General features: G+C 69.5%; 23 protein-coding genes, 1 pseudogene and 1 riboswitch. Of the genes and pseudogenes, 11 read left to right on the top strand and 13 right to left on the bottom strand.

All coding sequences use genetic code 11. The annotated features are described in order from the left end of the window. Positions 1-2 precede the first annotated feature (2 nt). A complete protein-coding gene (locus AB0J69_RS31490) occupies positions 3-665 on the bottom strand; it encodes a Crp/Fnr family transcriptional regulator (protein ID WP_364124462.1) in 663 nt (220 codons plus the stop codon). Between the two features lie 33 nt (positions 666-698). Beyond that, complete coding sequence (locus AB0J69_RS31485) at positions 699-2,666, bottom strand: adenylate/guanylate cyclase domain-containing protein (protein WP_364124459.1); 1,968 nt, start codon at positions 2,664-2,666, stop codon at positions 699-701. Positions 2,667-2,921: 255 nt separating this feature from the next. Here AB0J69_RS31485 and AB0J69_RS31480 point away from each other — a divergent pair, with 255 nt between their 5' ends. Further along, positions 2,922-3,725, top strand: coding sequence for a hypothetical protein (locus AB0J69_RS31480; RefSeq protein ID WP_364124456.1), 804 nt, complete (start codon positions 2,922-2,924; stop codon positions 3,723-3,725). Positions 3,726-3,783: 58 nt separating this feature from the next. Here the strand turns inward: AB0J69_RS31480 and purL are convergent, their stop codons facing one another. From purL to purS, 4 genes are all read right to left on the bottom strand, one after another. Then, complete coding sequence (purL, locus tag AB0J69_RS31475) at positions 3,784-6,033, bottom strand: phosphoribosylformylglycinamidine synthase subunit PurL (protein WP_364124453.1); 2,250 nt, start codon at positions 6,031-6,033, stop codon at positions 3,784-3,786. Then, positions 6,030-6,713 (bottom strand): phosphoribosylformylglycinamidine synthase subunit PurQ, encoded by a 684-nt coding sequence (gene purQ / locus AB0J69_RS31470; protein WP_364124451.1) that lies wholly within the window; start codon positions 6,711-6,713, stop codon positions 6,030-6,032. Before purQ ends, purL begins: the two co-directional genes overlap by 4 nt. Before the next feature lie 134 nt (positions 6,714-6,847). After that, positions 6,848-7,234: an ATP-binding protein gene (locus AB0J69_RS31465; protein ID WP_364124846.1), complete on the bottom strand. Its 387-nt coding sequence runs from the start codon at positions 7,232-7,234 to the stop codon at positions 6,848-6,850. A gap of 219 nt (positions 7,235-7,453) precedes the next feature. Further along, entirely contained in the window at positions 7,454-7,699 is a 246-nt protein-coding gene (gene purS / locus AB0J69_RS31460; protein WP_364124448.1) for a phosphoribosylformylglycinamidine synthase subunit PurS, read from the bottom strand. Between the two features lie 222 nt (positions 7,700-7,921). Between purS and pdhA the strand changes: the two genes are divergently transcribed. The 4 genes from pdhA (at position 7,922) to AB0J69_RS31440 (ending at position 11,918) form a co-directional block, all read left to right on the top strand. After that, on the top strand, positions 7,922-9,013 hold the full coding sequence (gene pdhA, locus AB0J69_RS31455; RefSeq protein WP_364124445.1) for a pyruvate dehydrogenase (acetyl-transferring) E1 component subunit alpha: 1,092 nt from the start codon (positions 7,922-7,924) through the stop codon (positions 9,011-9,013). Further along, positions 9,010-9,990 (top strand): alpha-ketoacid dehydrogenase subunit beta, encoded by a 981-nt coding sequence (locus AB0J69_RS31450; RefSeq protein WP_364124442.1) that lies wholly within the window; start codon positions 9,010-9,012, stop codon positions 9,988-9,990. The genes pdhA and AB0J69_RS31450 overlap by 4 nt, the downstream gene beginning before the upstream one ends. Positions 9,991-10,000: 10 nt before the next feature. Continuing rightward, the gene (locus AB0J69_RS31445) at positions 10,001-11,494 is read left to right on the top strand and encodes a dihydrolipoamide acetyltransferase family protein (RefSeq protein ID WP_364124439.1); all 1,494 of its coding nucleotides are present in this window, start codon (positions 10,001-10,003) and stop codon (positions 11,492-11,494) included. 130 nt (positions 11,495-11,624) lie between these two features. Next, the gene (locus AB0J69_RS31440) at positions 11,625-11,918 is read left to right on the top strand and encodes a Dabb family protein (protein ID WP_364124436.1); all 294 of its coding nucleotides are present in this window, start codon (positions 11,625-11,627) and stop codon (positions 11,916-11,918) included. On the opposite strand, the gene AB0J69_RS31435 is transcribed toward AB0J69_RS31440, so the two are convergent. The 3 genes from AB0J69_RS31435 to AB0J69_RS31425 form a co-directional block, all read right to left on the bottom strand. After that, positions 11,915-12,178 carry a hypothetical protein gene (locus AB0J69_RS31435; protein ID WP_364124433.1) on the bottom strand — a complete coding sequence of 88 codons (264 nt, stop codon included), beginning with the start codon at positions 12,176-12,178 and terminating at the stop codon, positions 11,915-11,917. The two genes, AB0J69_RS31440 and AB0J69_RS31435, sit on opposite strands and share 4 nt — an antisense overlap. Positions 12,179-12,210: 32 nt before the next feature. After that, positions 12,211-13,149, bottom strand: a complete 939-nt coding sequence (locus AB0J69_RS31430) for an MBL fold metallo-hydrolase (protein WP_364124430.1) — start codon at positions 13,147-13,149, stop codon at positions 12,211-12,213. Positions 13,150-13,274: 125 nt separating this feature from the next. Continuing rightward, positions 13,275-15,080 (bottom strand): acyl-CoA dehydrogenase, encoded by a 1,806-nt coding sequence (locus AB0J69_RS31425; protein WP_364124427.1) that lies wholly within the window; start codon positions 15,078-15,080, stop codon positions 13,275-13,277. 102 nt (positions 15,081-15,182) lie between these two features. On the opposite strand from AB0J69_RS31425, the gene AB0J69_RS31420 reads away from it, so the two are divergent. The 3 genes from AB0J69_RS31420 (at position 15,183) to AB0J69_RS31410 (ending at position 16,830) form a co-directional block, all read left to right on the top strand. Next, complete coding sequence (locus AB0J69_RS31420) at positions 15,183-15,980, top strand: methyltransferase domain-containing protein (protein ID WP_364124424.1); 798 nt, start codon at positions 15,183-15,185, stop codon at positions 15,978-15,980. 25 nt (positions 15,981-16,005) lie between these two features. Continuing rightward, a riboswitch (guanidine-III (ykkC-III) riboswitch) is annotated at positions 16,006-16,066 on the top strand. Between the two features lie 30 nt (positions 16,067-16,096). Continuing rightward, a complete protein-coding gene (locus tag AB0J69_RS31415) occupies positions 16,097-16,411 on the top strand; it encodes a multidrug efflux SMR transporter (protein WP_364124421.1) in 315 nt (104 codons plus the stop codon). A 32-nt stretch (positions 16,412-16,443) separates the two neighbouring features. After that, positions 16,444-16,830, top strand: coding sequence for a VOC family protein (locus tag AB0J69_RS31410; protein ID WP_364124418.1), 387 nt, complete (start codon positions 16,444-16,446; stop codon positions 16,828-16,830). Between the two features lie 7 nt (positions 16,831-16,837). On the opposite strand, the gene AB0J69_RS31405 is transcribed toward AB0J69_RS31410, so the two are convergent. Then, complete coding sequence (locus AB0J69_RS31405; RefSeq protein ID WP_364124415.1) at positions 16,838-17,287, bottom strand: hypothetical protein; 450 nt, start codon at positions 17,285-17,287, stop codon at positions 16,838-16,840. 75 nt (positions 17,288-17,362) lie between these two features. Between AB0J69_RS31405 and AB0J69_RS31400 the strand changes: the two are divergent. After that, a pseudogene (locus AB0J69_RS31400) lies at positions 17,363-17,776 on the top strand (GNAT family N-acetyltransferase); the annotation flags it as partial. A gap of 42 nt (positions 17,777-17,818) precedes the next feature. Next, a complete protein-coding gene (locus AB0J69_RS31395) occupies positions 17,819-18,286 on the top strand; it encodes a GNAT family N-acetyltransferase (RefSeq protein ID WP_364124843.1) in 468 nt (155 codons plus the stop codon). Between the two features lie 42 nt (positions 18,287-18,328). Here AB0J69_RS31395 and AB0J69_RS31390 read toward each other — a convergent pair whose 3' ends face one another. After that, on the bottom strand, positions 18,329-20,341 hold the full coding sequence (locus tag AB0J69_RS31390; RefSeq protein WP_364124412.1) for a molybdopterin oxidoreductase family protein: 2,013 nt from the start codon (positions 20,339-20,341) through the stop codon (positions 18,329-18,331). A gap of 215 nt (positions 20,342-20,556) precedes the next feature. On the opposite strand from AB0J69_RS31390, the gene AB0J69_RS31385 reads away from it, so the two are divergent. Then, positions 20,557-22,932 carry a lysylphosphatidylglycerol synthase transmembrane domain-containing protein gene (locus AB0J69_RS31385; RefSeq protein WP_364124409.1) on the top strand — a complete coding sequence of 792 codons (2,376 nt, stop codon included), beginning with the start codon at positions 20,557-20,559 and terminating at the stop codon, positions 22,930-22,932. On the opposite strand, the gene mgrA is transcribed toward AB0J69_RS31385, so the two are convergent. Both mgrA and AB0J69_RS31375 read right to left on the bottom strand, forming a co-directional pair. Beyond that, positions 22,901-23,899 carry an L-glyceraldehyde 3-phosphate reductase gene (gene mgrA, locus AB0J69_RS31380; RefSeq protein WP_364124406.1) on the bottom strand — a complete coding sequence of 333 codons (999 nt, stop codon included), beginning with the start codon at positions 23,897-23,899 and terminating at the stop codon, positions 22,901-22,903. The two genes, AB0J69_RS31385 and mgrA, sit on opposite strands and share 32 nt — an antisense overlap. Next, positions 23,896-25,986, bottom strand: coding sequence for a S9 family peptidase (locus AB0J69_RS31375; protein ID WP_364124404.1), 2,091 nt, complete (start codon positions 25,984-25,986; stop codon positions 23,896-23,898). The genes mgrA and AB0J69_RS31375 overlap by 4 nt, the downstream gene beginning before the upstream one ends. Positions 25,987-26,492: the final 506 nt, after the last annotated feature.

The following is a 26,492-nucleotide window of genomic DNA, read 5'->3' as shown; positions in this document are numbered from 1 at the left end:
CGTCACCTGGCGCGCTTGCGCAACCCCTCCAGGTCGTGGATCACCACGCGCCGCCTGCCGGTCTCGATCAGGCCCCGGTCGCGCAGCGTGCGCAGCGCCTTGCTGACGGCCTCGCGGGAGGCGCCCGTCCAGCCCGCCAGCTCGTCCTGGGACAGGGGGAGCGCCACGCGTACCCCGCTGTTGGTCTTCTCGCCGTAGCGTTCGGCCAGCTCCAGCAGCCGCGTCGCCACCCTGCCGGTGGTGTCGAACGCGCCGTACTCGATGCGCTTGCGGTCCGCGTCGCGCAGCTTCCCGCTGATGAGCTGCATGAGCAGGACGGCGATGCGCCCGTGGGCCTCCAGGAAGGCGGGGAAGTCGCGCACCACGATGCCGGAGATCGGCTCCAGCGCGGTCACCGTGGTCGAGCGCGGCGACCCGTCGATGGCCGACAGCTCGCCCAGGAGCGCGCCGGGGCCGCGCACGGCCAGCACCACCTCGGTGCCGCTGCTCGTGTGCGACGAGCACTTGACCCGGCCTTCCAGCAGCACCAGCACCCAGTCGGAGGTGTCGCCCTCGGTCATGATGGTCGTGCCCCGATCCCAGCGCCGCTGCCGACCGGCCGCGCGCAGGGTCTCGACCTCCTGGTCCGTGAGAAGGGTCAGGAACTCACCGGGCTCTGAATCCATGCGCCCGATTATGTCGGTACCTGCACCACCCTTCTATCTCAATTCGGTCAGAACGTAGGCCGCCACGAGCTCTTCTTTGCCCTTGAGGTTGAGCTGCCCCAACGGATTCACGGACACGCCATCGCCCAGTTGCCGGTAGGTCGTCTCGCCGATCACGACCGTGCCGGGCTCGGCGACGGCCTGCAGCCGGGCGGCCACGTTCACGCAGTCGCCCATCGCGTTGAACCCGCGCAGCTCCGGGCTGCCGATGTTGCCGACCAGCGCGGGGCCGGTGTTGACGCCCACCCGGAACGTCGGCCACTCGACGTCGTCCGTCCGCTTCCAGGCCATCTCCTCGGCCACCTCGGCGGCCGCCCGCTGCATCTCCAGCGCCGCCCGGCAGGCCGCCCGCGCGTGCCCGGTCTGCGTCGCCGGGGCGTTGAACAGGGCCAGCAGCGCGTCACCGACGAACTGCACGATCGTGCCGCCGTTGTTCAGGATGCAGGGGACGGCGGCCGTGTGGTAGCGGTTGAGCATCTCGACGATCTCGCCGGGCGTGACCTTCTCCGAGAACGTGGTGAAGCCCTTGAGGTCGGCGAAGAGCGCGGTCAGCTCCTTCAGCTCGCCGCCCAGCGCCGCCTGCCCCGGATCGGCGAGCAGCGCGTGCGCCACGTCGGGCGACATGTACTGGTGGAAGAGCGTGTGCAGCTCCTGGTAGAGGCGGGCGTTCTCCAGCGAGATGGACAGCTGCCCGGCCAGCGTCGCGGCCAGCGCCTCGTCCTGGTTCGTCCGCCCGATGGGCACCTCCAGCACGCCCGCCAGGTTGCCCTTGACGGTCAGGGGGAAGGCCAGGAGCTGGTCGCGCTTGATCGGGTTACCGTCGGCGAACTGGTAGTCGCGCGAGCCGATCTGCGTCCGGCCGTCGGCGACCAGGGCGATCTTGACATCGCCGTACGCCTGCCGCACCCGCTCCAGCGACGTTGTCAGCAGCTGGTCCTCGGGCAGGCCGATCCTGGTCTGCGCGCTCACCGCCACCAGGGCGGACAGGCGCTCCGACAGCTCCCGCTCGTTGGCCAGCGCCTCGCCGGCCCGGTCGAGCACGGCGGCCTGGCTCTCGTTGAGCCGGAACTTGCCCGACAGCCGGGTCGCGGCCAGCGGCTCGCCCCGGCGTACGTGCTCGACCAGCTCCTCCAGCGCCTCGTCGTAGTCACGCCGGATGCGGGCCACGGTCGCCGACAGCGTCACCGAGTCGAACAGGCCCGCGCTCGACCCCTCCCGCCGGAACTGCAGGTAGGCGCTGTAGGCCACGAACACGAAGGCCAGGGTGAGCAGGATGTGCCATTCCCACCAGGACAGATGCCAGTTGAGCTGCGACATCCCGGCGATCATCGACTCGGCCAGCAGCGCGTACGCGGTGATCAGGCTGATCAGCATGGCCGACGGGCGCCGCCGGTGCAGCAGGAACATCATCACGCTCGCCGCCGCGTACAGCAGCAGGCCGGGCACCGACGCCCACACCAGCCAGTCGATCGGCGAGACCATCGGCGGCTCGCTGAGGGGGGTCAGGCCGGGGATCAGCGACGCGAGGCCCCACAGGATCATGAACCCGAGGAGCACGGCGCGGATGAAGTGCTGCGAGCCCAGCACGGCCTTGGCCGCCTTGGCGTCCAGCGGCAGCGCCGAGGCGAAGGCGAACGCCGACGCGATCGTCAGCCCCACCTGCTGCCCCAGGTCGAACCCCACGGAACCGGTAGGCAGGATGATCTTCGGTGTGGCCAGGCCGTGCAGGAAGAAGAACCCGGCGCTGCTCAGGAAGACCATGGAGACCAGGAACAGCCGAGCGTCCTGCCGGCGCCGCGACGCCTCGCTGATGAGGACGCCGAGCACGACGTTGACCCCGGCGACCAGGATGATCATCCAGAAGTGGCCGGCGTTGTGCTGCCAGAAGACGTTGACGTCCGGCTGCGACAGCAGCAGCCAGAGTCCGAGCAGGGGCAGGACCAGATGGATGGCCCAGACCACACCACGCACCGGCTGAGTGGCCGGTGGGAGGTAGGGAGGGCGACCGGGCGTTGACACAGACCCGATTATCCACGCGAGATCGATGTCCTCGATGCGTCCTTTTACTCACCGAAGTCGCCGACAATCCGTCAATCTGGTCAGTAACCCTCCGTTTCGTGATGGATACGTTATGTAGTTTCTGCCATCCCTTGGAACGTTTGAAACGTGAATCTCATGCACAACATGAGCATCACTCGTTCCTCTGGAAGGAAAGCCGTGGCTATCAAGGTTCGCGGCGGGCGCACGATCACGCTCGCCACTGTCGGAGCGCTGGCCGCCTCGCTTCTCGCCGTCGGTGGCGTCGCCACCGCCTCGTCCGCCGCCGCCGAGGTGCACGCCTGCGTGCACAAGAAGTCGCGGTACGCCCGGATCGTCAACCCCACGACGAAGTGCCGGAAGACGGAGGAGCGCATCCTGATCGGCGGCGGCTCGTCCACGACCACCGTCCAGACCGGCCAGCAGGGCGACCGCGGCCCCGCCGGCCCGCAGGGCCCCAAGGGCGACATGGGGCCGGTCGGCCCGCAGGGCAAGCAGGGTCTCCAGGGCGCGCAGGGCCCCAAGGGCGACACGGGCCCGGCCGGTCCGCAGGGCAAGCCGGGCGAGCAGGGTGAGCCCGGCAAGACCGGTGCGACCGGCCCGGCGGGTCCCCAGGGTCCTCAGGGCCCGAAGGGCGACAAGGGTGAGAAGGGCGAGCCCGGCAACGGCGGCTCCTACATCACCTACACCAAGACCGAGTCCATCAACTCGCTCGGCTCGGAGACCGCCTACTGCGGGCCCGGCGGGATGATGACGGGCGGCGGCTTCTCCTTCGGCACGCTCAAGAACGCCGTCGTGATGGCCAGCAAGCCCACCAACGGTGGCTGGACGGTCTCCGTGTCCAAGGACGACAACGGTCACAACTCCTACGCCAGCACCACCTCCACCGAGACGCCCGCGCCCGAGGCCAAGACCTACGGCGGCGGGAACAACGGCACCAGCGTCAACGGCACCGTCTACGTCGTCTGCATGAAGAAGGCGTAACGCACCGGAACGAAAGGGCCGGCACGGATGACCCGTACCGGCCCTCTTGTGGAAGAACTCAGCCGAACAGCGCCGGAAGCGCCGCCGAGTGCGTTTCCCGCAGCTCCTCGACGGAGACCTCGAACACGCCCTCGACCACCAGCGACGCCCCGCCGGTCACCCCGAGGCCGTAACAAGGCACCTCGTGGCGCCCGCACAGCGAGGCGAACTCGTCGTACGCCTCCGGCCGGACCACGACGAGCGCCCGCGAGGCCGACTCGCTGAACAGGTCGGTGAATGCGTCACCGCTCAGCTCCACCCTGGCCCCGACGCCGCTCGCCAGGCAGGACTCGGCGAGCGCGATGGCCAGGCCGCCGTCGGACAGGTCGTGCGACCCTTCGAGCAGCCCCCGGCGCGCCGCCTCCACCAGCACGGTGCCCAGCGCCTGCTCGGCCTCCAGGACCGCCTGCGGCGGCAGCCCGCCCAGGTGGTGGTGCGCGACGTGCGCCCACTCGGACCCGCCGAACTCCTCGCGGGTGTCCCCGAGCAGCACGACCCGCAGCCCTTCGGCGACGAATCCGGACGGCACTCGCTTGGCCACGTCCTCGATGACCCCGAGCACGCCCACGACCGGCGTCGGGTGGATGGCCGTCGAGCCGGTCTGGTTGTAGAACGACACGTTCCCGCCGGTCACCGGCACGCCCAGCGCCCTGCAGGCGTCGGCCAGGCCGCGTACGGCCTCGGCGAACTGCCACATGACCTCCGGGTCCTCGGGGGAGCCGAAGTTGAGGCAGTTGGTGACGGCCAGGGGCTTGGCGCCGGTCACGGCCACGTTCCGGTACGCCTCGGCGAGCGCGAGCTGCGCCCCCGCGTACGGGTCGAGCTTGGCGTAGCGGCCGTTGCCGTCGGTGGACAGCGCGATGCCGCGCGTCGTCGGCTCGGCGCCCGCCATGACCTCGGAGATCCGCACCATGCCCGCGTCGGCCGGCTGGGCCAGCACGGTGTTGGAGCGGACGTAGCGGTCGTACTGGGAGGTCACCCACTCCTTGGAGGCCAGGTTGGGCGAGGCGAGCAGCTTGAGCAGCGTCTCCCGCAGGTCCGTCGGCCGCTCCAGCCGGTCGGGCGTGTCGGCGTTGAGCGCGGTCTGTCCGGCGGGCTCGTGGAAGGGGCGCTCGTAGACGGGGCCCTCGTCGGCGGCGGTGCCCGGCGGGATGTCCACGATGGTCTCGCCGTCCCAGGTCATGACCAGGCGGCCGGTGTCGGTGACCTCGCCGATGACGGTGGCGGGCACGTCCCACTTCTCGCAGATCGCCATGAACGCGGGGATGTCGTCGGGCCGGACCACGGCCATCATCCGCTCCTGCGACTCGCTCATGAGGATCTCCTCGGGCCTGAGCGAGGGGTCGCGGAGCGGGACCAGGTTGAGGTCGACCTTCATGCCGCCGGTGCCCTTGGCGGCGAGCTCGGTGGTGGCGCAGGAGACGCCGGCCGCGCCGAGGTCCTGGATGCCCACGACCACGTCGGCCGCGTACAGCTCCAGGCAGCACTCGATGAGCAGCTTCTCCATGAACGGGTCGCCCACCTGCACGGCGGGGCGCTTGGCCTGCGACTCGTCCTCGAACGTGGCGCTGGCCAGCACCGAGGCGCCGCCGATGCCGTCGGGGCCGGTGGACGCGCCGAACAGCACGACCTTGTTGCCCGGGCCGGGCGCGGTGGCCAGCTTGATCTGGTCCTTGCGCAGCAGGCCCACGCACAGGGCGTTGACCAGGGGGTTGCCGATGTAGCAGGGGTCGAAGGCGACCTCGCCGCCGATGTTGGGCAGGCCCAGGCAGTTGCCGTAGCTGCTGATGCCCTCGACCACGCCGGGCAGCACCCGGCGGGTGTCCACGGCGTCGGCGGCGCCGAAGCGCAGCGCGTCCATGACGGCGATCGGGCGGGCGCCCATCGACATGATGTCGCGGACGATCCCGCCGACACCGGTGGCCGCGCCCTGGTGCGGCTCGACGTAGGACGGGTGGTTGTGCGACTCGATCTTGAACGTGGCCGCCCAGCCGTCGCCGATGTCGACCACGCCGGCGTTCTCGCCCATGCCCACGAGCAGCGCCTCGGACTTGGGCGCCTTGGTGGCGAACTGCTTCAGGTGCACCTTGGAGGACTTGTACGAGCAGTGCTCGGACCACATGACGCTGTAGATGGCCAGCTCGGAGCCGGTCGGACGGCGGCCCAGGATCTCCTTGACCCGGTCGTACTCGTCCTGCTTCATCCCCAGCTCGGCGAAGGGCATCGGCTCGTCGGGAGTCTCCGCCGCCCGCTTCACACTGTCTGTCATGCGTTCACCAGGTTCTTCAGGATGGAGGTGAAGAAGCCGAGCCCGTCGGTGCTCGGGGCGCCGACCAGCTCCTCGACGGCGTGCTCCGGGTGCGGCATGAGGCCGACCACGTTGCCCGCCTCGTTGCGGATGCCGGCGATGTCGTTGAGCGAGCCGTTCGGGTTGCCGCCGGCATAGCGGACGACCACGTGACCGCCCGCTTCGAGCGCGGCCAAGGTGTCCTCGGAGGCCACGTAGCGGCCCTCGCCGTGCTTGATCGGCAGCACGATCTCCTGGCCCTGCTCGAACGAGTTCGTCCACGCGGTCGCGGTCTGCTCGATCCTGACCCGCTGGTCACGGCAGACGTAGTGCAGCGAGGCGTTGCGGGTCAGCGCGCCGGGCAGCAGGTGCGCCTCGCACAGGATCTGGAACCCGTTGCAGGTGCCGATCACCGGCAGCCCCGCCCTGGCGGCGGGCACGAGCTCGTCCATGAGCGGCGCGAAGCGCGAGATGGCGCCGCAGCGCAGGTAGTCGCCGTAGGAGAAGCCGCCGGGCAGGAACACGGCGTCGACCCCCTTGAGGTCGTGGTCGGCGTGCCACAACGGGACCGCCTGCGCGCCCACGAGGCGTACGGCTCTGGCTGCGTCCTGGTCGTCGAGAGTTCCTGGAAACGTGACTACGCCCACACGGGCAGCGCTCATGACAGTCGTCCCCTCCGGAGGAATGCGCGCGCCACCGTCCGATCGGGGTGGACGGCGGTGTAATCAGGTTATCGGGTGCTCACACATGGTCCGCATCGGCCCGGAGCAGCGCAGCCGCCGATCGAACGACCAGGTCAGACCGCGGCGAGCTCGCGGGGACGGGCCTCGGCGCCGTCGTCCCAGGCGAGCAGCTTGCGCAGGTGGACCGTGGTGCCGCGGCCAGGCGTGACGCCGAAGGAGATCTCGTCGACCACGGAGCGCATGATCAGCAGGCCGCGGCCGTTCTCGGTGTCGGGAGGGGGAAAGTGCGGTGGCATCGACGGGACGCCGTCACCGTTGTCCGCGACGCGCACGTCGCACTGGCCGGACCCGATCGCCGCCGTAACCTCGTAGCGGTTGGCCGGCCCTCCATGCCGGACCGCATTGGAACACGCCTCGGACACGGCGAGCAGCATGTCGGAGATGCACGTCTCGCTCACGTTGAGTGAACGCATGGCATCACCAAGCACTCGCCTGACCATCGGTATGCCGATCGCATCCCGGGGCAGTGCCAACGAGAACTCAATATCCACCGGACTCCTCCGGGCGCCAGAATGTCACCTGGAGTAGGTTTCCCTGAGAAATCGGGGCTAACCGCAAAATCACGTTGTTGTTATTTAGTGTTGGCACGCCCGTGGCATTGTGGCACGTCGGAACCTCACTTTAACCGCCCCGGGGGAAAACAGGGCGCCAAATGTGACTTAGCCCTCAACCCGGACGCTGTAGTCCTCGATCACGGTGTTGGCGAGCAGCGTCTCGGCCATCTTGCGGACCTCGTCCAGCGCCGCATCGTCGGCCGGGCCGTCGATCTCGACCTCGAAGCGCTTGCCCTGACGCACGGCCGAGACGCCGGAGAAGCCGAGCCTGGGCAGCGCCCTGGCGATCGCCTGGCCCTGCGGATCGAGGATCTCGGGCTTCAACATGACGTCCACGATGACGCGGGCCACTGCGTTCCTCCTGGGAGCGGTGGGTGAATGGGAAGCACAGCCTACCGGCGCGTGTGGCTGCGAACACAACGGGAACGGGGAGGACATGGGGCTTGCGCACAGGGCTGTGACGTCTGCCACGATGGCCCCAAACGCTGACGAACCTCCACCTCCCGGTTCGTCGCAAGGCAGGCCGGCCACGTGGCAACCCCATCGACACCGGCCCCGACCAGCAGGAGTGGCATGACCATCGACGCCTCTCGCGGTGCGGACGCACCCCCGGAGCTCGTCCAGCTGCTCACCCCGGAGGGCGAGCGGGTCGAGCATCCCGACTATGACATAGACCTGACCCCGGAGGAGATCCGGTCGCTCTACCGCGACCTGATGCTCGTCCGGCGCATCGACCTGGAGGCGGTGGCGCTGCAGCGGCAGGGCGAGCTGGGCATCTGGGCCTCGCTGCTGGGCCAGGAGGCGGCCCAGATCGGCTCGGGCCGCGCGCTGACCGACTCCGACATGGCCTTCCCCACCTATCGCGAGCACGGCGTGGCGTGGTGCAGGGACGTGGACCCGGTGAGGCTGCTGGGCCTGTTCAGAGGGGTCAACCACGGCGGGTGGGACCCCAAGGAGCACAACTTCCACCTGTACACGATCGTGATCGGCAGCCAGACCCTCCACGCGGTCGGCTACGCGATGGGCATCCAGCGCGACGACGCCAGCGCCGCGACCATCGTCTACTTCGGCGACGGCGCCACCTCCCAGGGCGACGTCAACGAGTCCTTCATCTGGGCCAGCGTCTTCAACGCCCCCATCGTGTTCTTCTGCCAGAACAACCAGTGGGCCATTTCCGAGCCGCTGGAGAAGCAGACCCGCATCCCGCTCTACCGCCGGGCCTCCGGCTTCGGGTTCCCCGGGATCAGGGTCGACGGCAACGACGTGTTCGCCTGCCTGGCGGTGACGCGCAAGGCGCTCGAAGCCGCCCGCACCGGGCAGGGGCCGACGCTCATCGAGGCGTACACGTACCGGATGGGCGCCCACACCACGACCGACGACCCCACGCGCTACCGGGTGGCCAGCGAGCTGGAGGCGTGGAAGCTCAAGGACCCGATCGAGCGGGTCAAGTCGTTCCTGTTCAAGAACGAGCAGGCCGACCAGGCATTCTTCGACTCGGTGGACGCCGAGGCCGACCAGCTCGGCGCCGACCTGCGCCGGCGCTGCCTGGCCATGCCCGACCCCGAGCCGCTCGACATCTTCGACCACGTCTACAGCGAGCCCCACGCCCTGATCGACCAGGAGCGCGCCCAGTTCGCCGCGTACTTGGAGGGGTTCGAGAAGTGACCATTCTCAGCTTGTCAAAGGCACTGAACGAAGGCATGCGCAAAGCCATGGAGGACGACCCCAAGGTCCTCATCATGGGTGAGGACGTCGGCAAGCTGGGCGGCGTCTTCCGGGTCACCGACGGCCTGCAGAAGGACTTCGGCGAGGACCGCGTCATCGACACGCCGCTGGCCGAGTCGGGCATCATCGGCACCGCGATCGGGCTGGCGCTGCGCGGCTACCGCCCGGTGTGCGAGATCCAGTTCGACGGGTTCGTCTTCCCGGCGGCCGACCAGATCATCACCCAGCTGGCCAAGATGCCGATGCGCTCGCTCGGCGCGATCAAGCTGCCCGTCGTCGTACGCATCCCGTGCGGCGGCGGCATCGGGGCGGTCGAGCACCACAGCGAGTCGCCGGAGGCGTACTTCACCCACACGGCCGGCCTGCGCGTCGTCGCCTGCTCCAACCCGGCCGACGCGTACACCATGATCCAGCAGGCCATCCGCAGCGACGACCCGGTGATCTTCTTCGAGCCGAAGCGCCGCTACTGGGAGAAGGCCGACATCGACACCGCCTCCACCGACTGGTGGCCGCCGCTGCACGCCGCCAAGGTGGTGCGGCCGGGGAGCGACGTCACGCTGCTGGCGTACGGGCCCATGGTCAAGACCTGCCTGGAGGCCGCCGCGGCCGCCGAGGACGACGGGCGCTCGCTGGAGGTCATCGACCTGCGCTCGCTCAACCCGCTGGACGAGCCGGTCGTCATGGACTCCGTGCGCCGCACCGGGCGGGTCGTGATCGTGCACGAGGCGCCCGTCAACAGCGGCTTCGGCGCCGAGCTCGCGGCCCGGATCACCGAGCAGTGCTTCTACCACCTGGAGTCGCCCGTGCTGCGGACCGGCGGCTTCTCCACCCCCTACCCCCCGTCGAAGCTGGAGGAGCACTACCTGCCCGACCTGGACCGGGTGCTCGACGCCGTCGACCGGACCTTCGGATACTGAGGGGTTGTCAATGCGACGCGAGTTCAAGCTCCCGGACGTCGGTGAGGGCCTGACGGAGGCGGAGATCGTCCGCTGGCACGTCAAGGCCGGTGACGACGTCAAGGTCAACCAGATCGTGGTGGAGATCGAGACGGCCAAGTCGATCGTCGAGCTGCCGATCCCGTGGGACGGCGTGGTGGCGGGCCTGATGGCCGAGGAGGGCCAGACGGTCGACGTCGGCGCCCCGATCATCGCCGTCGACACCACCGAGCCCGGCGAAACCCCCGCTCCGGCAGCCGCCGCCCCGGCCGCCACCAGTCCGACCGAGGCCACTCCGGCCGCCGTTTCAGGCGCCGGGACCGAGAGCGGTGCCGCGGACCGGCTGGAGGCCCTGGCGGACGACATGGTCCCGAAGCCGCCGGCGGAGGGCGCGGTCGAGCCCGGCGCCCACGGCAGCCCAGCGCCCAAGGAGGAACGCCAGGCGGTCCTGGTCGGCTACGGCGTCAAGACCGGCGCCACCAAACGCCGCCCCCGCAGGCAACCGTCCCCCGGCGTCCCGGCCAACCCGGTCGCCAACCCCTCCCGGGTGGAGGTGGACGGCCCTCCGGCCCCTGAACCGGCACCGGCCCCCGCACCGGCGGCCCCGGTGCCCAGCCGGGTGGCCGTCCTGGCCAAGCCCCCGGTCCGCAAGCTGGCCAAGGACCTGGGCGTCGACCTGACGGCCGTCACCGGCACGGGCCCGCAGGGCTCGATCACCCGCGAGGACATCCAGACGGCGGCCCAGGCCCCCGCCCAGGCGCCCGTGGCGGCTCCGCGGCCGGGGGAGCGGGAAGAGCGCATCCCCGTCAAGGGCGTACGCAAGATGACCGCCCAAGCCATGGTCACCAGCGCCTTCACCGCTCCCCACGCCACCGAGTTCCTCCAGGTGGACATGACCGGCACCATGGACGCGGTGCGCCGCCTGCGGGCGCTCCCCGACTTCGCCGAGGTCAAGGTCTCCCCGCTGCTCCTGGTGGCTAAGGCCGTCCTCACTGCGGTCGGACGGCACCCGATGATCAACTCCTCCTGGGACGAGGCGGCCCAGGAGATCGTCGTCAAGCACTACGTGAACCTGGGCATCGCCGCCGCCACGCCGCGCGGCCTGGTGGTGCCCAACGTCAAGGACGCGCACGCCCTGTCGCTCCCCGACCTGGCCAGGCAGCTGGCCCAGCTCGCGGAGACGGCCCGGGCGGGCCGTACGCAACCGGCGGAGATGTCCGGCGGCACCATCACCATCACCAACGTCGGCGTGTTCGGCGTGGACGGCGGCACCCCGATCCTGAACCCCGGCGAGTCGGCCATCCTCGCCTTCGGCCAGGTCAGGGACATGCCGTGGGTGGTGGACGGCGAGCTGGCGGTCCGCAAGGTGACGACCCTGTCGCTCTCCTTCGACCACCGGATCGTGGACGGCGAGCTGGGCTCGCTGTTCCTGCGCGACGTGGGCGCCATGCTGGAGGACCCCATCCGCATGCTCGCCTGGAGCTGACCCCGAACCGGGTACGGCGACCGCCGGGAGGACCCCTCCCCCGGCGATCGCCGTACGGTGGGGACGCCCGCACCCCGATCACGTCAGAGTGCGCGAGGCCCGGATCAGATACATCGATAAAGTGACCCGCATGATTCGCCACATCGTGCTGTTCACCTGGACCAAGGACGCGACCGACGAGCAGAAGGCCGCGGTGACGGCCGAGCTGCGCAAGCTGCCGGGCCTCATCCCGCAGCTGCGCTCCTACACGGTGGGCGCCGACGCGCTCATCAACCAGGGCAACCACGACTACGGCGTGGTTGCGGACTTCGACAGCCTCGACGACTACCTCGTCTACCGCGACCACCCCGACCACCAGGCAGTGATCGCCCAGCACATCAAGCCGATCCTCGCGACCCGCGCCGCCGTGCAGCTGAGCCTCTAGAGGTCAGGCGGGTTGTTCTCGCGGTGCATCAGCCTGTTGTCGGACGTCTGGCCCCGCCTCGGGGCCAGCACGATGCTCAGCACCACTCCCACGCCGCCGACGATCATGAAGATGATGCCCACGACGTCCATGTGAACGCTCTGACCGAACACGTCGGGTTCGATCGCGAACCTCAGGATGGCGCCAAGCGTGAGGAAGAAGATGCTGACCCCGACACCCATGACGACCTCCAGGCAAACGGCGAGTACAGCCTCGGTCATACCCGACTATCGTTGATCACACCCGTCGCATCTCAGGCGAGACACGACAAGGGCTTCCCGTCGTTGTAGGTGATCATGTCCAGCACGGCAGTGACCAGGTCGATCGGCGCGCCGAGGGGCTGCCCGTCGAGTTCTGCGTAGGCGCGGTGCAGGTTGCCCACGATGCGCTCCGCGTCCAGCAGCCCCGCCCACTCGCCCAGGTCCGTCTCCCTGGCCGTCTCCAGCGGCGTCAGCCCCGCCTCCTTGCCCCGCCGGGCGGTCTCCTGCACGAAGCGCAGATAGCCCTCGACCGGTTCGTACGCCTCCGGCCCGCACACCTCGCCGTGCCCCGGCACGATGGTCTCCGCTCCCAGCTCCCTGAGCTGTTCGACGGCCCGCAGCGCCCCGGCCACCGAGCCCATCAGCACGAACGGTGTCCCGCCGTTGAAGACGAGGTCACCCGCGAACAGCAGCCGCCGCTCCGGGATCCACACGTAGGAGTCGTTGGTCGTGTGCGCGGCGTGCCCGACGTGCCGGATCTCGCAGCGCAGGTCGTCGGAGTGCAGGGTGATCCGGTCGGTGAAGGTGAGGAACGGCGGCGCGATCTCCATCTTCCCCCACTCGACCTCGGGCGACCACGCGGCGCGGTAGGCGGGGACGCCGTCGGCGATGATCTGCTCGCGTACGCCCTCGTGCCCGACGATCGTGGCCTCGGGGAACAGCCAGTTGCCGAACGTGTGGTCCCCGTGGTGGTGGGTGTTGATCAAAGTGGTGATCGGCCGGTCACTGACCTTGCCGATGGCCTCACGGAAGGCCCGTGTGCGGCGCTCGGTCGAGCAGGCGTCGATGACGACGACGCCGCGCCGCCCCGCCAGGAACCCGGTGTTGTTGATCCACCAGCTCCCGTCAGGCTGGAGATATGCGTACACGCCGTCCGACACCTCCTCGATGCGCGGAGGAGGCAGCGGATGGTCATGCGAAGACGAACTCATGGCCGGGACGTTACTCGCCCCCGGATCCGGTGACTGTGTCCGGTCCGACAGAACGACGGCCGGGTGCCCGCACGGATGCGGGCGCCCGGCCGGTGTGACTGCCGCGGGTGGCAGAGGTGGTGGTCCTAGAAGGCTTCCTCGGGGAGCTCCATGAGCTCCTGACCGGTGGAGGCGAGCACGCGCCGCTCGGCGGACAGCCGGGGCAGCACGGTCTTGGCGAAGAACGAGGCGGCGGCGACCTTGCCCAGGTAGAACGGGTCCTCGTCCTCGGTCAGCTTGGCCAGGGCCACCTCGGCCTGGCGCAGCAGCAGCCAGCCGATGACCAGGTCGCCCAGCGAGAGCAGGAACCTGGTGGTGTTCAGGCCGACCTTGTAGACCTCCTGGGGCACCTCCAGCGAACCGAGCGCCCAGCCCGCCATCGTGTCGCCCATGGCCTTGACCTCGGCGGCGGCCTCGGTGAGCAGCTTGCGCTCCTCCTTGAGCCGGCCGTTGCCCGCCTCGGAGCCGGCGAACTCGTTGATCTCGGCCAGCAGCGAGCCGACCGCCGCGCCCTGGTTGCGCAGGATCTTCCGGAAGAACAGGTCGAGGCCCTGGATCGCGGTCGTGCCCTCGTACAGGGAGTCGATCTTGGCGTCCCGGATGTACTGCTCGATCGGGTAGTCCTGCAGGTAGCCGGAGCCGCCCAGCGTCTGCAGGGAGCGGGAGAGCAGCTCGTACGACCGCTCCGACCCGACGCCCTTCACGATGGGCAGCAGCAGGTCGTTCATCTGCTGGGCGTGCCGGTCGTCCGGGTCGATGAGCAGGGTGTCCTGGAACGTGGCCGTGTAGAGCACCAGCGCGCGCATGCCCTCGGCGTACGCCTTCTGCAGCATGAGCTCGCGCCGCACGTCCGGGTGGTGGGTCACGGTCACCCGGGGAGCGGTCTTGTCGGTCATCCTCGTCAGGTCGGCGCCCTGCACGCGGGCCTTGGCGTACTCCAGGGCGTTCAGGTAGCCGGTGGAGAGTGTCGCGATGGCCTTGGTGCCGACCATCATGCGGGCGTGCTCGATCACCATGAACATCTGCTTGATGCCCTCGTGCGCGTCGCCGACCAGCCAGCCGATCGCCGGGTGCTTGTCGCCGAAGGTCAGCTCGCAGGTCGTGGAGACCTTCAGGCCCATCTTCTTCTCGACGTTGGTGACGTAGACGCCGTTGCGCTCGCCGAGCGCGCCGGTCTCGAGGTCCACGTGGTACTTCGGCACCAGGAACATCGACAGCCCCTTGGTGCCGGCGCCGTGGCCCTCGGGCCGGGCCAGCACCAGGTGGAAGATGTTGTCGGACATGTCGTGCTCGGCGCTGGTGATGAAGCGCTTGACGCCCTCGATGTGCCAGGTGCCGTCGGGCTGCTGGACCGCCTTCGTCCGCCCGGCGCCCACGTCGGAGCCCGCGTCGGGCTCGGTGAGGACCATGGTGGCGCCCCAGTTGTGCTCGATGGCCAGCTCGGCGAAGCGCTTCTGCTCCGGCGTGCCCACCTTCCACAGGGTGTAGGCGAAGTTGGGGCCCGCGGCGTACATGTAGAGCGCCGGGTTCGCGCCGAGCACCATCTCGGCCGTGGCCCAGGCCAGGCTTCGCGGGATGCCCGGACCGCCCAGCTCGGCGGGCAGGTCGAGGTGCGCCCAGCCGCCCTCCACCAGCGCCTTGTAGGACTTCTTGAAACCTTCGGGGACCTTCACGGAGCCGGTGGCCGCGTCGAACACGGGCGGGTGCCTGTCGCCCTCTTCGAAGGAGTCGGCGAGCACGCCGGTGGAGAGCCGGCTCATCTCGTCCAGAACGCTGCGGGCGACATCCTCGTCCACTTCGGCAAATGGCCCTGTGCCGAGGATCTCGCGTCTCCCGAACACCTCGAAAAGGTTGAATTCCAGGTCACGCACGTTGCTCTTGTAGTGGCCCATGGGCGTCGATCTCCTTGAACCGAGGCTTCTGTACTGGTGAGTAACCTTACTCTGAAATGCTACCCGCGGGTAACCCACGCTATGCATGGCATGCTCGTCTCCATGGACGCCGAAGAACTCGCCGCACGATGGCGAGAGCGACTGGAATCCTGGGCGATTCCGGACGAGATCCTGGCCAAGGCTCCCGTGGACCCGTGGAGTCATTCGCCCGAAAGGTTCGGCACCCGTACCGACCGGGCGCTGACCGAGCCTGACGACGGACCGACCATGACCCGCCTGTCCGAGGGCCTTCCCCACAAGGGCACGCTGCTCGACGTGGGCTCCGGCCCGGGGGCCGCGTCCCTGCCGCTGCACGGGCGCATCGGGCATCTCTACGCGGTGGACACCTCGGCCTCCATGCTGGAGGGGTTGACGGCCCGGGCGGAGAAGCTGGGCGTGCCGGTGACGACGGTCGTGGGCCGCTGGCCCGACGTGTCCGACCAGGTCCCGATGGCCGACGCGGCCGTGGCGGCGCACGTGGTCTACAACGTGCCCGACCTGGCCGACTTCCTGCGCGCGCTCGACGCCCGTACGCAGGGCAGGGTGGTCCTGGAGTTGCCGCACCGCCATCCGATGAGCTGGATGACGCCCCTGTGGCAGCACTTCCACGGTGTCGACCGGCCGGTGCGGCCCATCGCGGAGGACTGCGTGGCGCTGGCGGCGGCGCTCGGGTTCGCGGTGCGGGTGGAGGAGAGGGAAGCCCCTCTGGAACGTTTCACGTCGCTGGAGGAGCTGGCCGCCAGCGCGTGCCGGCGGGTCTGCCTCGACCCTTCCAGGGCGGACGAGATGGCGGCGACGGTGCTGGAGCTCGGCATGTGGCCGGTGCCTCGTGACCGGTGGGTCACGATCTGGTGGGAATGACCGCCCTACCTGCGACGTTCACTCAGATGAGCTGAAAAGGCTCCCGGACGAGACGCGCCGTACCCGGAACGCCAAGACGACGCACCGAGTCAGTCTCGTCTTCAGGGAGTTGCATCGTGGCGTGGATCGTCCTTGTCCTGGCCGGCGTCCTCGAGGTCGCCATGGCCCTTTCGCTCAAGCTCAGCAACGGTTTCACCCATCTGTGGTGGGCCCTGTCGTTCCTGGTCACGGCCGTGCTGAGCTTCGGGCTGCTCTCGTACGCGCTCAAGTCGCTCGAGGTGGGCACCGCGTACGCCGTCTGGACCGGCGTCGGCGCGGCGGGCACCGCGATCCTGGGCATGATCGCCATGGGGGACGAGGTGTCGCTGCCGCGGCTCATCTCCATCGCCCTGATCCTGGCCGGCGTCATCGGACTGCGAACACTGGCTTGACGCCTTTGGTGGTGTCGCGATTGGGTGGCCTCATGATCGAGATTCATGCCGTCACCATCGACGCCGCCGACCCGTACGAGATCGCCAGCTGGTGGAGCAAGGCCACGGGCCTGCCCCTGGGCGAGGGGGACCAACCGGGGGACGACGAGGTCATGCTGCGTACGAAGCAGGATCCGTTCCTGCTGTTCATCCGCGTGCCGGAGGGCAAGACCGTCAAGAACCGGGTGCACCTCGACGTGAACGGCACCGAGGGCAGGACTCGTGACCAGGAGGTCGAGCGGCTGGTCGGGCTGGGCGCGACGGTCTTCGACGATCTGCGCAAGCCCGACGGCACCGGCTGGGTCACCATGCTCGACCCCGAGGGCAACGAGTTCTGCGTCTGCAGGAGCCAGGCCGAGAGGGAGGCCACCGCGGGTTGATCGGGGGTCACTGGCTCGATCGCGCTCGTCCCTGCATCGTGAGCGTCAGGATGCCGGCGATCAGGTAGACGAGCGCGCCGTGCCACAGGGCGTCGACGGCCGAGCCGAACACGCCCTCGCCGTCGAGCACGAGCTGCACCGGATAGTCCAGCACGGCCGTGATGCCGGCCGGCAGGAGCGCGAACTTCCACGGATGCTTGAGCGACCAGAGACGGGCCTGGCGGGTGACCCGGTCGCCCTCGTTCGGCTTGGAGACCGAACCGATGGCGGCGATCAGGGCGAACAGGCTGACGCCCAGGCCCAGGGCCCACACCAGGTCGCCACCACCGGTGAGCACGCCCATGCCGAAGCTGGCGGCGGACACGACACCGCCGCCGATGGCGGCGGTCTTCCAAGGGGCGCCCCGGAGAGCGGCGCCGGACAGCGAGACCTCATCGCGTCGACTGATTTCGTTCATACCGTCATGCTGCCTTTTGTCCCACCCTGGGGGCATCGGGGACGGACCCTGAACTGTCCCTGACATGATTCGGACATGAGGGAAATCGACATTGTGCAGCTCGGTCCGGACGAAGGCGCGCGGCTGCGGGAGGTTCGCCTGCGCGCGCTGCGGGACTCGCCGGACGCGTTCGGGTCCTCGTACGGACGCGAGGTCGAGTTCCCGCCCGAGAAGTGGGCGGAGCGGCTGGCGAACCCGGACGCGCGCTACTGGGTGGCCACGCGCGACGGCGCCGACGTGGGAATGGTGTGCATGATGCTGGAGGAGCCGCGGCACGCGCACGTGCTGTCCATGTGGGTCGCGCCCGAGGCCAGAGGCGCGGGGGTGGGCTCCCGGCTGGTGGACGCGGGCGTCGAGTGGGCCAGGAGCGCCGGCGCCGAGGAGGCCGGCCTCTGGGCCGTGGACCGGAACCACGCCGCCCGCGCCCTCTACGCGCGCAAGGGCTTCACGCCCAGCGGCAAGGTCATGGCCCTGCCGTCGAACCCCGCCCTCATGGAGTCCCACTACCTGCTGTCGCTGATCTTCCGGCCGGCGCGCCGGGAGGACGTGCCGGCCATCGTGGCGCTGCTGGCCGACGACCCGCTGGGCGCCGCGCGGGAGGGCGACCCGGGTGACGAGCGGTATCTGGCCGCGTTCGAGCGGATCGACGCCAACCCCGCCGACGAGCTGATCGTGGCCGAGGTCGACGGCAAGGTGGTGGGGACGATGCAGCTCACGTACCTCGCCGGGCTGTCACGGCTGGGGGCCGAGCGGTGCCTGATCGAGGCCGTCCGAGTCGCCGCCTCGACCCGAGGGCAGGGTCTGGGCCGCAGGATGATCACGTGGGCGATCGGCCGGGCGCGGGCGCGCGGCTGCGCGATGGTGCAGCTCACCTCCGACAAGTCACGTACGGACGCGCACCGCTTCTACGACTCGCTCGGCTTCACCGACTCCCACGTGGGCTACAAGCTGGTTCTGTAAGCCATCCCCGGAGGGATGCGCGGGCGGCGGGTGCGGGGCCGGTCAGGGAGCGTACGGGGTGAGCTCCACCAGGTTGTCGTGGAAGGCGGGGCCCCGGCCCATGTCCGCGTCGCGCTCGGCCACGACGGCGTTCGGGTTGGCGCCGCCGGGGCTGAGCTTGGGCCAGTGGCCCTTCGTCGAGGCCACCACCCCGGCCGACACCCGGTCGCTGATCTCCACGTCGGCCAGGAACTCGCCGCCGTCGTTGGCCACGCGTACGCGCTGGCCGGCCACCAGCCCGCGGTCGGCCGCGTCGGCCGGGTTGACCAGCACCACCGGGTCCTTGGCGCGGCGCCGCAGCTCCGGGTTGTTGCCGAAGGTCGTGTTGAGGAACGTGTGCGAGGCGGGCGTGACCAGCGCCAGCGGGTACGGCGAGCGCCCCGCCGCGGCGGCCGTGTGCGGCGGCACGTACGCCTGGCCGGCCGGAGGGAAGCGCAGCCGCCCGGAACGCGTCGGGAAGCCCTCGGCGAACGGCGCGAAGGGGCGCGGGTAGTTCAGCCGTACCCAGCCCTCCTTGCGCAGCCGGTCCAGCGTGATGCCCTCCAGCGACGGGTGCCCGCTCGTCAGGAGCTGCTCGGCCAGCTCCAGGTCGGAGTCGAACAGTGACGGCTCCGTCATCCCCATGTGCGCCGCCAGCCGCCGGAACGTCTCCGTCGTTGACAGGCACTCGCCCGGGGGCTGCACGGCCTGCTCGTTCCACAGCAGGTAGAGGTGCCCGTAGCCGGCGTGCAGGTCGTGGTGCTCGGTCTGCATGGTCGCGGGCAGCACGATGTCGGCGTAGTCCACGGTGTCGGTCGGGAAGTGCTCCATGACCACCGTGAACAGGTCCTCGCGGGCGAGCTGCCGCTTGATGGCGTTGGAGTCGGGCGAGGAGCCGGCCGGGTTGGCCGCGTACACCCACAGGCACTTCACCGATTCGAGCTGCGAGGCGATCTTGGTCATGACCAGCGTGCGCACCGGCTCGGCCAGCAGGTCGTCGCGCTTGTCGACGTTGAGGTGCACGTGGTCGCTGGTGGAGAAGGCCATGCCCCCGCCCGGGTGGCGCCAGTCGCCGGTGACGCCGGGGATCGCGGCGATCGTGCGCAGCGCGGCCCCGCCGCCCGCGTGCCGCTGGAGTCCGTGGGTGGCGCGCAGCGCGGTCGGGCGCGTGTGGGCGAGCCTCGTCCCCAGCCTGTGGACGGCCTCTGCCGGGATCCCGGTGATCTCCGCCACTCGCTCGACCGGGTGACGCAGGATCTCCTCGCGGAATTCGGCCCAGCCCTCGGTGTGCTCGGCCAGGAACTCCTCGTCCTGCGCGTTCTCCGCCAGCACGACGTTGAGCAGCCCGAGCGCGAGCGCCGCGTCGGTGCCCGGCCTGATCGCCAGGTGCTCGTCGGCTTGGTCGGCGGTCCTGGTGCGGATCGGGTCGATGGCGACGACGTGCGCGCCGTTCGCGCGGGCGTCCTGGATGAACTTCCACAGGTGGTGCCCGCTGGTCAGCGTGTTCGTGCCCCAGAGCAGGATGAGCTTGGAGAGCGCGAAGTTCTCCGGGTCCATGCCGGCCGCGGTGCCGTTCGTCCGCCGCAGGCCGCTGTTGCCGGCCGCCGAGCAGATGTTGAGCCAGTGCTTGGAGGCGCCCAGCAGGTTCCAGAACCGGCGGCCGGCCACGCCCTCGCAGCCCTGCAGGTAGCCCAGCGTGCCGGTGCCCAGGTACGGCCAGATCGCCTCGCCGCCGTGCTCCTCGACGATGCCGCGCAGCCGTACGGAGATCTCGTCGAGCGCCTCTTCCCAGGTGATCCGCTCGAACTGGCCCGAGCCCTTCGGCCCGGTGCGGCGCATCGGGTGGAGAATGCGGTCGTCGGCGCGGGTGTGCTCCAGGTAGCGGTTGACCTTCACGCAGAGCGCGCCCCTGGTGTAGGGCTGGTCGGGGTTGCCGCGCATCTTGACGGCCCGGCCGTTCTCGACGGTCACCACCCATGAGCAGGTATCCGGGCAGTCCAGTGGACATGCCCCCAAAACCCTCAATTCGCCCGACATGGGTCACAGCTTACGTCTACGCGTCTACAACAATTCGGAGGTGAACAGTGGGAACTCCAGCGTGTAGCCTGCCCGGTGCGACTACTGCGGGGACGATTGAGGACACTGGAAGTTAGAGATCGTACGGTCTCGGCCGGGAAGGTGCAGAATCGCTGTCGGTGGCCGATATCAGGGAACGAGATGACACGGAGGACCTCGCGGAGGGGGATCCAGCCGTGGCTGAGTCACGCGCGGAAACCGACGTCTACGTCGTAGAGCCGCTGCTGCCCCAGCGCCTGCGCCGTCCGTCCGACCTGTTGCGCTTCTTCGCCACGCTCTTCGTGCTCGGCGCGGTCATCCTGCTCGCCCTGGTCGCCAAGCAGACGCTCATCGGGCTCGAGGCCGACGTCAAGGAGGGCGCGGAGCTCGTACCGTTGCTCAGCAGGATCGCCGCGTTCCTGGGCGGGGCGGCCGTGCTCATCGTGCCCGTGGCCTTCGCCGTCGAGCGGGTCTTCCACCGTGACGGGCTGCGCGTCGCCGAAGGGCTGATCGCCGCCATCGTGGGCATGGCCGGGTCGTTCCTGCTCGGGCAGTGGCTCGTCGCGGGCAACGTCGACGACCTGCGCGTGCTGCTCACCGGCGACAGGACGATCGAGCCGCTCAACACGCTGCTCACCTCGGTGATCGCGTACGCCACCGCCGTCCGCATCTCCCGCCGCCCCACCTGGCGGATGCTGATGTGGGCCACCATCGCGCTCTACATCCTGGCCTTCTTCTCCGGCCGCCAGATCACGATCCCCAGCGCCATCGTCACGGTGCTGGTGGGCATGGCCATCGGCTACGCCACCCTGTACGGCGTCGGCAGCCCCAACACCAGGCCGCCGGGCAGCGCCGTGGTGGCCGCGCTGCGCAAGCTGTCGTTCGCGCCGATCTCCGCCCGCCGCATCGAGGACGACCACCAGGGCAGCCGCCGCTACGCCATCGGGCTGAAGGACGGCTCCAGCCTCGACGTCACCGTGCTCGACCGCGACCGGCAGGTGGCCGGGCTGCCGTACCGGCTGTGGCGGCGCTTCCGGCTCAACTCCGAGACCAAGCGCCGGGCGATCAGGTCGCTGCGGGCAGAGCTCGAACGCGAGGCGCTCATGGCGTACGCGGCCCAGGCGGCCGGCGCCAGCACACCGCGCCTGCTCGGCACCAGCGAGATCGGCACCGAGGCCGCGCTGCTCGCCTACGAGCACATCGAGACCCGCCCGCTCGACGAGGTGCCCGACTCCGAGATCGACGACGAGCTGCTCGCGCAGATCTGGGAGCAGGTCGAGCTGCTGCAGATCCAGCGCCTGGCGCACCGCAGGCTCACCGGCGACAGCATCCACCTCGACCGGTCGGGCCGGGTCGTGCTCACCGACGCGCGCAGCGGCGAGGTCGCCGCCGGAGACCTGCTCCTGCGGCTCGACGTCGCCCAGCTCCTCACCTACCTGTCACTGCGCGTGGGCCCCGAGCGCTCGGTGCGCGCCGCGGCGGCCGTGATGGGTCCCGACGCGCTGGCCGCCGCCATGCCGCTGCTCCAGCGCATCGCGCTGACCAGGGAGACCCGCGCGGCGCTGGCGAAGGCCAAGAACGTCCTGCCGGGCATCCGCGAGCACATCGTCGCGCTCAAGCCCCAGAACAAGGTCGAGGAGATCCGCCTCGAACGGTTCCGCCCGCGCACCCTGATCACGATCATCGCCAGCACGCTGGCCGCGTACATCGTGCTCTCCCAGCTCAGCCAGGTGGACGTCTACCACGTCCTCACCACGGCCAACTGGGCCTGGTCGGGGCTGGCGCTGGTGGCCTCGTTCGCCAGCTTCGTGGCGGCCGCGCTGATGCTGCGCGGCTTCGTGCCCGAGCACCTGCCGCTCTGGCGCACGGTGCTCGTGCAGTTCGCCTCCTCCTTCGTCAAGCTGGTCGCGCCCGCCGCGGTGGGCGGTGTCGCGATCAACACCCGCTACCTGCAGAAACGCGGCATCACGCCGGCCAGCGCGGTGGCCAGCGTGGGGGCCTCGCAGCTCATCATGCTGGTCTTCCACATCTCGCTGCTGGCGCTGTTCGCCTACATCACCGGCTCCAACACGGCCACCTCGTTCACGCCGTCGCGCGGGCTCGTCCTGGTGCTGCTCGCGGTCGCGGTGCTGGTCGTGGCGGTGCTCGGCGTGCCGCCGCTGCGCCGCCTGGTGACCTCGCGGCTGCGCAAGCTCTTCTCGAACGTGCTTCCCAGGCTGCTCGACGTGCTGCAGTCGCCGCGCAAGATGATCGAGGCGTCCTTCGGCACACTCATGATCACCCTCATGTTCGTGCTGTGCCTGGACGCCTGCATCGCCGCGTTCGGTTACGAGATCAGCTTCACCGCCGTGGCGGTCGTCTTCCTCACGGCCAACGCCATCGGCTCGGCCGCGCCCACACCGGGCGGTCTGGGCGCGGTCGAGCTGGCGCTGGTGGGCGGCCTGGTGCTGGCCGGGGTGCCCAAGGAACTGGCCACCTCGGCCGTGCTGTTGTACCGGCTGCTCACCTTCTGGCTGCCGGTGCTGCCCGGCTGGGCCGCCTTCACCTACCTCCAGCGGTCCGAAGCCCTGTGATCTTGTCTATGGCCTGCAGCTCGTCCTCGGTGAAGGCCGGGCCGTCCACGCACGCCACGTTGTCCTCCAGCTGCCTGACGCTGCTGGCCCCGATCAGCACGCTGGTCACCCGCGGATCCCTGAGCGTCCACGACAGCGCCATCTGAGCCAGCGTCTGCCCCCGGGCCCCGGCGATCTCGTTGAGGTCGCGCGCCAGCTCCCGGTCGATCTTGTCCTCGCTCAGGAACCTGCTGGTGGCCGCCCGCGAGTCGGCCGGCACCCCGTCGAGGTAGCGGTCGGTCAGCAGCCCCTGCGCCAGCGGCGAGAACACGATGCAGCCCATCCCCGCCTCCTCCAGCGCGTCCAGCAGCCCGCCCTCGATCCACCGGTTGATCATGGAGTAGGACGGCTGGTGGATGAGCAGCGGGGTGCCCAGCTCGCGCATGATGCGCGCGGCCTGGGCGGTCTGCTCGGCCGAGTAGTTGGAGATGCCCGCGTACAGCGCCTTGCCCGAGCGCACCGCCCGGTCCAGCGCGCCCATGGTCTCCTCCAGCGGCGTCTCCGGGTCGGGACGGTGGCTGTAGAAGATGTCCACGTAGTCCAGGCCCATGCGCTGGAGCGACTGGTCGAGGCTGGCCAGGACGTATTTCCGCGAGCCCCACTCGCCGTACGGGCCGGGCCACATGTCGTAGCCGGCCTTGGTGGAGATGATCAGCTCGTCACGGTACGGCAGGAAGTCCTCGCGCAGGATCCGGCCGAAGTTCCGCTCCGCCGAGCCGTACGGCACGCCGTAGTTGTTGGCCAGGTCGAAGTGCGTCACCCCGAGGTCGAACGCCCGGCGCAGGATCGCCCGGGAGTTCTCGATCGGCCGGTTGTCGCCGAAGTTGTGCCACAGGCCCAGCGACACCGCGGGGAGCTTGAGCCCGCTGCGCCCGCTGCGGTTGTACGGCTGGCGCTCGTAGCGCCCCTCGTCGGCCTGATACGTCATGACGTGCCCCTCTCAATGATCCAGGAGAGCGCGAATGCCTCTTCCCGCCAGGCGTCGTAACGCCCGCTGCGCCCGCCGTGCCCCGCGCCCATCTCCGTCTTCAGCAGGAACGGCCCGCCGCTCGCGGTCGCCCGCAGCCTGGCAATCCACTTCGCCGGCTCGTGGTAGAGCACGCGCGTGTCGTTCAGGCTCGTGATCGCCAGGATCGGCGGGTACGGCCGGCCGTCCACGTTCTCGTACGGTGAGTAGCTCTTCATATACGCGTATACGTCGGGGTTGTGCAGCGGGTCGCCCCACTCGTCCCATTCGATCACGGTCAGCGGGAGCGACGGATCGAGGATGGTGTTCAGCGCGTCCACGAACGGCACCTCGGCCACGACACCCGCGAACTCCTCCGGCGCCAGGTTCGTCACCGCGCCCATCAGCAGGCCGCCCGCCGAGCCTCCCCTGGCGATGACCCGCTCGCTCCAGCCGGTCGCCTTCAGGTGCCTGGCCGCGGCCACGAAGTCGGTGAACGTGTTGCGCTTCCTGGTGAGCTTGCCGTCCTCGTACCAGCGGCGGCCCATCTCACCGCCGCCCCGCACGTGCGCGACGGCGAACACGAATCCGCGGTCGAGCAGCGACAACCTCGGGACGGAGAACCCGGGGTCGATCGAGGTCTCGTAGCTGCCGTACCCGTACAGCACGGTCGGCGCGGGCTTGGCGGCGTCCTTGCGCTTGACGATGGACACGGGGATCTTCGTGCCGTCCTCGGCGACGGCCCACTCGCGGAACTGCTCGTAGTCGTTCGCGTCGTAGCCGCCCAGCACCGGCCGCTGCTTGAGCAGGATCAGCTCGTGGGTGTCCAGCTCGTAGTCGTACACGCTGGGCGGGGTGACCATGCTGGTGTACGCCAGGCGCAGCCGCCTGGTCGTGAACTCCGGGTTCCCGGCCGGGCCGACGTCGTAGAGCGGCTCGGGGAAGTCGATCTCGTACGCGTTCCGCTCCGACGCCTCGACCCGCTCGCGCCAGGTGTCCCCGGCGGAGCTGTAGGGGAGCACGCGCAGGCCGGTCAGGCCGTCGCGGCGGAAGTGCACGACGGCGTGGTCGGAGAACGCGTCGATCTCCAGGAGCCTGGTGTCGTCCCTGTGCGCGATCAGCGGGGTCCAGGAGGCCGGGTCGTCGAGCGGGGCGGTGGCCAGCTCGAAGTTCTCGGCGTTCTCGTTGTGGAGCACGTAGAAGAAGTCGCCCGCGTGCTCGACGCCGTACTCGACGCCGGTCGTCCTGGGACGGACCACCCGGAACTCGCCCGTGGGGTCGGTGGCGTCGAGGATGCGCACCTCGCTGGTGATCTTGCTGCCGGCACCCAGCACCAGGTACCGCTCGCTGCGGGTCAGCCCGATGCCCACCCAGTAACGCTCGTCGCTCTCCTCGTAGACCAGCACGTCCTCCTGGGTGCCCAGGGTGTGCCGGTAGACCTGGTAGGGACGCCAGGCGTCGTCGACGCGGGTGTAGAAGAACGCCGAGCCGTCGGCCGACCAGGCGCCTCCGTAGAAGATGTCGGCGATCTCGTCGGGGAGCAGCTCGCCCGTCTCAAGGTTCTTGAACCTCAGCGTGAAACGCTCGTCGCCCTTGAAGTCGGTCGAGTAGGCCAGCATCGTCCCGTCAGGGGTGACGGAGCTGGTGCCGATCGAGAAGAACGGGCTGTCGCCGGCGAGCTCGTTGCCATCGAGGATCACCTGCTCCCGTTCGAGCCGCACGCCCGGGGTGATCTCCGGGGGCGCGTCGCTGTCGGCGGGGACACGGCAGGAGACCGCGTACTGCTTGCCCTCCTCGGTGCGGGTGAAGTACCACCACGCGCCCTTCCGGCTGGCCACCGACAGGTCAGTTTCCTGGGTGCGGCCCTTGATCTCCTGGAACACCTGCTCCTGGAGCTCGGAGAGGTGAGCGGTCTCCTGTTTGAGAAAGTCGTTCTCCGCCTCCAGATAGGCGGTGGTGTCTGGATCTTCCTTGTTGCTCAGCCAGGCGTACTCGTCGATGACGGTGTCGCCGTGATGGGTGCGCTCCGTAGGGACCTTCTTCGCCACTGGCGGCGTGTTACTGCTCACGGGGGGAGTCTATGTTCGGTCGTGATCGTTCTGTTGCCGGAGAACGCGGCGAAGCGGCACGAGAGGTCGGGAGCGCTGCTAATCTTTAGGAGCCGACGCGGTGCGGCGCAACCCTCCTCCTTCACTCCGGTGACTTTGGTGTGTTGTGTCGTGGTCGTCGGCAATCCCTTCAGACTCGCGGGTCCGGAGATCGATTCGCAGATCGGTCAACGGGCTGGTAAGTTAGAGGGGTTGTCTCCGAAAGGGGGCGCGGCTTAATTCCTGCAGGTCGAGCGGGTCCGGTCAATTTGACAGGGACTTGAACGGCTGAAAGAATTAAGACACAACGAACGAAGCACAACAAAACGAAATGAGCGCCTCCGAGCGGGGACCGCGTGAAGTGGTTCTGGTGAGGGTGTACGCGTCCGTTTCTTGAGAACTCAACAGTGTGTTAAAAGCCAGTGCATGATGCACAACCCCGTCATGGATTGATTGTGACGGATTCCTTTGGTTGATGTCCATCGTGG

This window comes from Nonomuraea sp. NPDC049709, assembly GCF_040674815.1.
Classification (GTDB): Bacteria; Actinomycetota; Actinomycetes; order Streptosporangiales; family Streptosporangiaceae; genus Nonomuraea.
This window is presented reverse-complemented; position numbering and strand designations above follow the sequence as displayed.

What these genes read in the sequence shown, in the direction of transcription:
- AB0J69_RS31490 (WP_364124462.1), bottom strand. Translation starts at nt 665, where the DNA reads ATGGATTCAGAGCCCGGTGAGTTCCTGACCCTTCTCACGGACCAGGAG.
- purL (WP_364124453.1), bottom strand. Translation starts at nt 6,033, where the DNA reads ATGACAGACAGTGTGAAGCGGGCGGCGGAGACTCCCGACGAGCCGATG.
- purQ (WP_364124451.1), bottom strand. Translation starts at nt 6,713, where the DNA reads ATGAGCGCTGCCCGTGTGGGCGTAGTCACGTTTCCAGGAACTCTCGAC.
- AB0J69_RS31465 (WP_364124846.1), bottom strand. Translation starts at nt 7,234, where the DNA reads ATGGTCAGGCGAGTGCTTGGTGATGCCATGCGTTCACTCAACGTGAGC.
- pdhA (WP_364124445.1), top strand. Translation starts at nt 7,922, where the DNA reads ATGACCATCGACGCCTCTCGCGGTGCGGACGCACCCCCGGAGCTCGTC.
- AB0J69_RS31445 (WP_364124439.1), top strand. Translation starts at nt 10,001, where the DNA reads ATGCGACGCGAGTTCAAGCTCCCGGACGTCGGTGAGGGCCTGACGGAG.
- AB0J69_RS31440 (WP_364124436.1), top strand. Translation starts at nt 11,625, where the DNA reads ATGATTCGCCACATCGTGCTGTTCACCTGGACCAAGGACGCGACCGAC.
- AB0J69_RS31435 (WP_364124433.1), bottom strand. Translation starts at nt 12,178, where the DNA reads ATGACCGAGGCTGTACTCGCCGTTTGCCTGGAGGTCGTCATGGGTGTC.
- AB0J69_RS31430 (WP_364124430.1), bottom strand. Translation starts at nt 13,149, where the DNA reads ATGAGTTCGTCTTCGCATGACCATCCGCTGCCTCCTCCGCGCATCGAG.
- AB0J69_RS31425 (WP_364124427.1), bottom strand. Translation starts at nt 15,080, where the DNA reads ATGGGCCACTACAAGAGCAACGTGCGTGACCTGGAATTCAACCTTTTC.
- AB0J69_RS31420 (WP_364124424.1), top strand. Translation starts at nt 15,183, where the DNA reads ATGGACGCCGAAGAACTCGCCGCACGATGGCGAGAGCGACTGGAATCC.
- AB0J69_RS31410 (WP_364124418.1), top strand. Translation starts at nt 16,444, where the DNA reads ATGATCGAGATTCATGCCGTCACCATCGACGCCGCCGACCCGTACGAG.
- AB0J69_RS31405 (WP_364124415.1), bottom strand. Translation starts at nt 17,287, where the DNA reads ATGAACGAAATCAGTCGACGCGATGAGGTCTCGCTGTCCGGCGCCGCT.
- AB0J69_RS31395 (WP_364124843.1), top strand. Translation starts at nt 17,819, where the DNA reads ATGGAGTCCCACTACCTGCTGTCGCTGATCTTCCGGCCGGCGCGCCGG.
- AB0J69_RS31390 (WP_364124412.1), bottom strand. Translation starts at nt 20,341, where the DNA reads ATGTCGGGCGAATTGAGGGTTTTGGGGGCATGTCCACTGGACTGCCCG.
- mgrA (WP_364124406.1), bottom strand. Translation starts at nt 23,899, where the DNA reads ATGACGTATCAGGCCGACGAGGGGCGCTACGAGCGCCAGCCGTACAAC.